Annotated in this window: 2 rRNA genes; both read left to right on the forward strand. The window is 55.1% G+C overall.

What is annotated here, in order from left to right:
- Window positions 1-129 precede the first annotated feature (129 nt).
- Window positions 130-1667 (forward strand): 16S ribosomal RNA (locus QP109_RS09155).
- A 334-nt stretch (window positions 1668-2001) separates the two neighbouring features.
- Window positions 2002-4833 (forward strand): 23S ribosomal RNA (locus QP109_RS09160); the annotation flags it as partial.

A 4833-nucleotide genomic window follows, 5' to 3' on the forward strand; every position in this document is an offset into this window, starting at 1 on the left:
GGGTGTGTGGGTGTTGTTTGTGAACTCGATAGTGTGTTTGTTTTTATGCCTGTTTTTTGTTTTTGAGTTTGTTTTTTGTTGGGATTGGCTGGCCGCGTTTTGGTGTGGTTGGTTTTTCTGAATTGTTTTTGTTCGGAGAGTTTGATCCTGGCTCAGGACGAACGCTGGCGGCGTGCTTAACACATGCAAGTCGAACGATGATGCTCCAGCTTGCTGGGGTGGATTAGTGGCGAACGGGTGAGTAACACGTGAGTAACCTGCCCTCTTCTTTGGGATAACGGTCGGAAACGGCTGCTAATACTGGATATTCACTCATTGGCGCATGTTGGTGGGTGGAAAGGTTTTTTCTGGTGGGGGATGGGCTCGCGGCCTATCAGCTTGTTGGTGGGGTGATGGCCTACCAAGGCTTTGACGGGTAACCGGCCTGAGAGGGTGACCGGTCACATTGGGACTGAGATACGGCCCAGACTCCTACGGGAGGCAGCAGTGGGGAATTTTGCACAATGGGCGCAAGCCTGATGCAGCGACGCCGCGTGAGGGATGAAGGCCTTCGGGTTGTAAACCTTTTTCGCTCATGGTCAAGCCGCACTATTGGGTGTGGTGAGGGTAGTGGGTAAAGAAGCGCCGGCTAACTACGTGCCAGCAGCCGCGGTAATACGTAGGGCGCGAGCGTTGTCCGGAATTATTGGGCGTAAAGGGCTTGTAGGCGGTTGGCCGCGTCTGCCGTGAAATCCTCTGGCTTAACTGGGGGCGTGCGGTGGGTACGGGTTGACTTGAGTGCGGTAGGGGAGACTGGAATTCCTGGTGTAGCGGTGGAATGCGCAGATATCAGGAGGAACACCGGTGGCGAAGGCGGGTCTCTGGGCCGTTACTGACGCTGAGGAGCGAAAGCGTGGGGAGCGAACAGGATTAGATACCCTGGTAGTCCACGCTGTAAACGTTGGGCACTAGGTGTGGGGGCCACCCGTGGTTTCTGCGCCGTAGCTAACGCTTTAAGTGCCCCGCCTGGGGAGTACGGTCGCAAGGCTAAAACTCAAAGGAATTGACGGGGGCCCGCACAAGCGGCGGAGCATGCGGATTAATTCGATGCAACGCGAAGAACCTTACCAAGGCTTGACATGCACCCAGAGCCTCCAGAGATGGGGGTGCATTTGGTTGGGGGTGTGCAGGTGGTGCATGGTTGTCGTCAGCTCGTGTCGTGAGATGTTGGGTTAAGTCCCGCAACGAGCGCAACCCTTGCCCTATGTTGCCAGCACGTTGTGGTGGGGACTCGTGGGGGACTGCCGGGGTTAACTCGGAGGAAGGTGGGGATGACGTCAAATCATCATGCCCCTTATGTCTTGGGCTTCACGCATGCTACAATGGTTGGTACAGAGTGTTGCGATATCGTAAGGTGGAGCGAATCACTTAAAGCCAGTCTCAGTTCGGATTGGGGTCTGCAACTCGACCCCATGAAGGTGGAGTCGCTAGTAATCGCAGATCAGCAACGCTGCGGTGAATACGTTCTCGGGCCTTGTACACACCGCCCGTCACGTCACGAAAGTTGGTAACACCCGAAGCTCATGGCCTAACCGTTTTGGGGGGAGTGGTCGAAGGTGGGATTGGCGATTGGGACGAAGTCGTAACAAGGTAGCCGTACCGGAAGGTGCGGCTGGATCACCTCCTTTCTAGGGAGCCCGTTTTTTGGGGATGCGCATCAAGGACACGCGTGTGTGTTTGGTGTGTGTTTCTTGTGCTCGCATTAGTTCACTGCCCTTTGTGTGGGTGGTGGGTGTGGGTGCGTGGGTGTTTTTTAGTGGAAAACAGGGATGCAAGCTCCGTGGAAGCAAACACGCTGTCGGGTTCACGTTCAACACCGTTTGAGCGTTTGGCTCGCATGCTACCGGCCCTTTTTTTGGTGCGTCCTTTTGTGGGGTGTTGGGGGTTGGTGGTGTGTGTGGTGGGTTGTTTGTGATTTGTATAGTGGTTGTGAGCATCTTTTGTTTTCTTGTTGTGTGGTTTTGTTTAGTTTTGTTGGGCATTCGGTGGATGCCTTGGCATCAAGAGCTGATGAAGGACGTTGCGGCCTGCGATATGCCTCGGGGAGTTGGCGAGCGAGCTTTGATCCGAGGGTGTCCGAATGGGGGAACCTAACCAGGGTTGTGCTTGGTTACCATCATCTGAACGTGTATAGGGTGGTGGGGGGAACGCGGGGAAGTGAAACATCTTAGTACCCGTAGGAAAAGATATTCCGTCAGTAGTGGCGAGCGAAAGCGGAGGAGGCTAAACCGTGTGCGTGTGATACTCGGCGGGGGTTGCGTGTGCGGTGTTGTGGGGCTTGTTCGTCTCTTCTCTGCCGGGGAGGGGCTTGCGTGTGTGATGGTAGTTGAACCGTGTGGGATAGCGGACCGGAGTGCGTGATAGTCGTGTAGATGGACTGTTGCATGCGTAGGTGGGATAGGTGCCCGAGTAGTGCGGGACTCGTGAAATCTCGTGTGAATCTGCCAGGACCACCTGGTAAGCCTAAATACTTCTTGATGACCGATAGTGCAGAGTACCGTGAGGGAATGGTGAAAAGTACCCCGGGAGGGGAGTGAAATAGTACCTGAAACCGTGTGCCTTTAAGCCGTCAGAGCCTTGTGGGGTGATGGCGTGCCTTTTGAAGAATGAGCCTGCGAGTCAGTGATACGTGGCGTGCTTAACCCGTGTGGGGTATGCGTAGCGAAAGCGAGTCTGAAATATGGCGTTTGTCGCGTGTTCTGGACCCGAAGCGGGGTGATCTACCCATGGCCAGGTTGAAGCAGAGGTAAGACTGTGTGGAGGACCGAACCCACCAGGGTTGAAAACCTGGGGGATGAGCTGTGGGTAGGGGTGAAAGGCCAATCAAACTCCGTGATAGCTGGTTCTCCCCGAAATGCATTTAGGTGCAGCGTTGTGTGTTGCCTGGTGGAGGTAGAGCTACTGGATGGCCGATGGGCCCTATGGGTTACTGACGTCAGCCAAACTCCGAATGCCATTAGGTTGAGCATGGCAGTGAGACTGCGGGGGATAAGCTTCGTAGTCGAGAGGGAAACAGCCCAGATCATCAGCTAAGGCCCCTAAGTGTGCGCTAAGTGGGAAAGGATGTGAGATCGCGGTGACAACCAGGAGGTTGGCTTAGAAGCAGCCATCCTTGAAAGAGTGCGTAATAGCTCACTGGTCAAGTGGTTTCGCGCCGACAATGTAGCGGGGCTTAAGCGTACCGCCGAAGCTGTGGCACTCACACATAAAAGCCTGGGATCTTCAGGGTCCTGTGGTTGTGTGGGTGGGTAGGGGAGCGTCCTGCGTGCGGTGAAGCCTGCTGGGAACGGTTGGTGGAGCGTGTGGGAGTGAGAATGCAGGCATGAGTAACGAATGGCGGGTGAGAATCCCGTCCGCCGATTGACTAAGGGTTCCAGGGCTAGGTTTATCCGCCCTGGGTTAGTCGGGTCCTAAGGCGAGGCCGACAGGCGTAGTCGATGGACAACCAGTTGATATTCTGGTACCGCGTTGTGACCGCCAAATACTGAAGCTTTTATGCTAACCACCCGCACCCAAACTGTTCATTCCTTCGGGTTTGAACAGGCTAGGGTGTTGTGGGATCCTGATTGTTGTAGGTAAGCGTGTTAACAGGGGTGACACAGGAAGGTAGCTGCCGCGCACCGATGGTTGTGTGTGTCTAAGGTTGTGGCCCGTCTGCCAGGTAAATCCGGCAGACACGTAGGGTGAGGACTGATGGGGGTGCCCTTTGGGGGTGTCTGGTGGTGATCCTAAGCTGTCAAGAAAAGCCTCGACGTCAGGGCATAACGCGCCCGTACCCTAAACCGACTCAGGTGGTCAGGTAGAGTATACCGAGGCGTTCGAGTGAATCATGGTTAAGGAACTCGGCAAAATTCCTCCGTAACTTCGGGATAAGGAGGACCCCGTGACGTTCCCCCAATTCTGGGTGCGTGCGTTGTGGGGTCGCAGAGAATAGGGAGAAGCGACTGTTTATCAAAAACACAGGTGCGTGCGAAGTCGTAAGACGATGTATACGCACTGACGCCTGCCCGGTGCTGGAAGGTTAAGAGGAAGGCTCAACCACCTTTGGTGGTGAAGGCTTGAATTTAAGCCCCAGTAAACGGCGGTGGTAACTATAACCATCCTAAGGTAGCGAAATTCCTTGTCGGGTAAGTTCCGACCTGCACGAATGGCGTAACGACTTCTCCGCTGTCTCGACCATGAACTCGGTGAAATTGCACTACGAGTAAAGATGCTCGTTACGCGCAGAAGGACGGAAAGACCCCGGGACCTTTACTATAGCTTGGTATTGGTGTTCGCTTGGACTTGTGTAGGATAGGTGGGAGACTGTGAAGCAGCCGCGCCAGCGGTTGTGGAGTCGTCGTTGAAATACCATTCTGGTTCACGCGGTCATCTAACCTCGGCCCGTAATCCGGGTTGGGGACAGTGCCTGGTGGGTAGTTTAACTGGGGCGGTTGCCTCCCAAAAAGTAACGGAGGCGCTCAAAGGTTCCCTCAGCCTGGTTGGTAATCAGGTGGCGAGTGCAAGTGTACAAGGGAGCTTGACTGTGAGACCGACGGGTCGAGCAGGTGCGAAAGCAGGAACTAGTGATCCGGCCATGGCACGTGGGTGCGTGGTCGCTCAACGGATAAAAGGTACCCCGGGGATAACAGGCTGATCTTGCCCAAGAGTCCATATCGACGGCATGGTTTGGCACCTCGATGTCGGCTCGTCGCATCCTGGGGCTGGAGTTGGTCCCAAGGGTTGGGCTGTTCGCCCATTAAAGCGGTACGCGAGCTGGGTTCAGAACGTCGTGAGACAGTTCGGTCCCTATCC

This window comes from Pauljensenia sp. UMB9872 (assembly GCF_030212665.1).
GTDB classification, from domain to species: domain Bacteria; phylum Actinomycetota; class Actinomycetes; order Actinomycetales; family Actinomycetaceae; genus Pauljensenia; species Pauljensenia turicensis_B.